3 protein-coding genes are annotated in these 2248 nt (G+C 65.6%); all 3 read right to left on the reverse strand.

Translation table 11 applies throughout. The features are described from left to right. Positions 1 to 759, reverse strand: a 759-nt coding sequence (locus tag KJQ96_RS38350) for a tyrosine-type recombinase/integrase (RefSeq protein ID WP_213257558.1), incomplete at its 3' end; no start/stop codon positions are given. Then, positions 759 to 1328, reverse strand: coding sequence for a tyrosine-type recombinase/integrase (locus tag KJQ96_RS41165; protein ID WP_249727384.1), 570 nt, complete (start codon positions 1326 to 1328; stop codon positions 759 to 761). The genes KJQ96_RS41165 and KJQ96_RS38350, both read right to left, overlap by 1 nt. Then, positions 1289 to 1993: a hypothetical protein gene (locus KJQ96_RS41170; protein ID WP_249727382.1), complete on the reverse strand. Its 705-nt coding sequence runs from the start codon at positions 1991 to 1993 to the stop codon at positions 1289 to 1291. Before KJQ96_RS41170 ends, KJQ96_RS41165 begins: the two co-directional genes overlap by 40 nt. Positions 1994 to 2248: the final 255 nt, after the last annotated feature.

Raw genomic sequence — 2248 nt, forward strand, 5'->3', positions numbered from 1 at the left:
ATGCCGACGTTGTCCGTCAGTTGCCGGAATAATCCAGTTGCCGGAATTATGCCGCAGATCGTGCAGGCGAGGACGGCGAGCCGACGTCGATCTGATGCCAGCCTTGTCGACCAGCCTGTCGAAGGTCTCCTTGACGGCAATGTAGCGTAGCGGCCGATTGCGCTTGTCGATGAACACCGGATCATCGTCTGAGCCGGGCCCGCGACGTGCCAGGTATCGCTGCAAGCCGGCGGCCGCCGTGTCGTGCAGCGGCACCAGTCGCGTCTTGCGGAACTTGGTCTCGCGGATCAGCAGACCGTCGCGGGTCACGTCCGCGATCGTCAGCTTCAGGGCTTCGGAGATCCTGAGCCCGGTGGATGAGAGCAGCGCGATCAAGGTCGCTTGCGTGTGCGGGCGCAAGCCGCGCATTGGCCGAAGCCGGAGCGCAGCTTCGACCAGCCGACTGATCTCGTCTGTCGTGTAGATGTGCGGCGTGCGACGCTTCTTACGGGCGCCGAAGTGATTTGCCGGCGGCAGCTCGTGCCCGACGTCCTCCACCCGGACATGGCGTACGAAGCGACAGACGGCCCTGAGCCGTGCATCGCGTTGCGCGACGGATGGTCCGAGCGCGGCCCAGTCGATCGCTGTTTTTGTCTCGACGTACGTTTGTCCACGCTCGGCCGCGAAGGCGGCAAAGCTCTTCAGCTGGTACTCCGCGGTCGACATCGCGAAGCCCGTGGTGCGGCGGAGCGCGAGATAGGTCTCGATGGCGTCGAGCATCAGAGCACCTCCGGCCAGGGCTGAGCAACCTGCTTCAGCAGCGCGACGTCGGCCTTTGCGTAATAGGCCGTCGTGTCGATGCCGCGATGCCGAAGGACGAGGCCGATCTTGTCGAGCGGCACGCCGTGGCGCAGCATCTCGGTCTCCGCGGTGTGCCGCAGAGCGTGGGCCCCTTTGACCGGCGGCACGATGTCGCCCCGCTTCATGATACGCTTCACCACCGACGAGATGCCGTCGCCTCGTCGGAATGGCCGGCACGGCGCGATCGTGCGCAGGAACAAGACATCGTTCCGGCGAGTAGACGGCCGGCATTCGAGGTAGGCGGCGATCGCATCCCCGACGTCTTGCGGTAGCGGCAGCCGGACCTCGTAGCGCGACTTGCCGTAGACCCGCAGCGATCCCGTTTGCCACTCGACATCGGTGAGACGCAGTTGCGCCACGTCACCGGCCCGCAGGCCGAGGCGCACCAACAAAAGTACGATCGCACGATCACGCCGGCGCGCACCGGCATCGCCGTCACAGGCAGCGATCAGCCGGTCGACCTGCTCGGTCGATAGATACCGGGGCATGTCGGCAAGCTGCCAATGAGCGTAGGCCGGACGGCGCCGTCGAGACCTGCCTGACAACGGCCTGCGACTGCGAGATACCGCAGGAAAGCCCGCAGGCTCGTCGTCATCTTCTCGATCGTGCCACTCCCGCTATTGCTCGCCCGCTCCAGGAAGTAACTGCGGACATCGTTCGGCCTCCAGCCGGCCGGGTCAGATCGAAGCTCCATCATCAGGCCCGCGGCGTCGCGGGCGTAGAGCCTGACGGTGGCATCGGATGCGCCGCGATGCTTGCGCAGCCACGTCTTGAAGTCCGCGACCAGCAGCTGCGGCTCGGCGGGTGCTGCCCCCACGGCCGCGGACCGGCAAAGGCCGAGCTCGACGAGGTGCCGACGAAAGAGCCTGGCACCGTAGATGGTGTGGTGGTTGCGCCGGCCGCCTTTGGCGCGTGGACACCGGCAAGTGCGCAGGTGCTCGCCGAACGCGGCGAGATCAACGTCCGTCAGGCCCGCGCCTTGCTCGGCCATGACATGGCCGATGTGAGCCGCCGCTCGCAAATAGCGTACCGCTGTCTCGGGGCCATAGCCCTGCTGCTCCAGCGCCGCTGCAAACCCGTCAAGGTAAGGCCCGCTCGGCCCACTGCGCAGATGCCCCAGCATCTTCGCTGCCGAGAAGTACGTCTCCAACATGTCCGTCTCCGTATGTGACCGGCCATCAGTGGCCGACCCAACGGGGCCGCACGGGCGACTTGTAATGGAGAGCTCGAGAGCGGCAATACACAGGAAAATACGGTGATCGCGATTGCCAGCTCCCCATTACCGGCTTTGCCCATAAGGCAGGTAATGGGCGACGCCCATTAGAGCGGGATGGGTCTAGTCTGAGTCGATTGAGGATTGAACGAAGCCGCTACCGCGGCGTGAACGGCGAGGTGGCGTAGAGCGCCT

This window comes from Bradyrhizobium sp. sGM-13 (assembly GCF_018398875.1).
GTDB lineage: Bacteria > Pseudomonadota > Alphaproteobacteria > Rhizobiales > Xanthobacteraceae > Bradyrhizobium.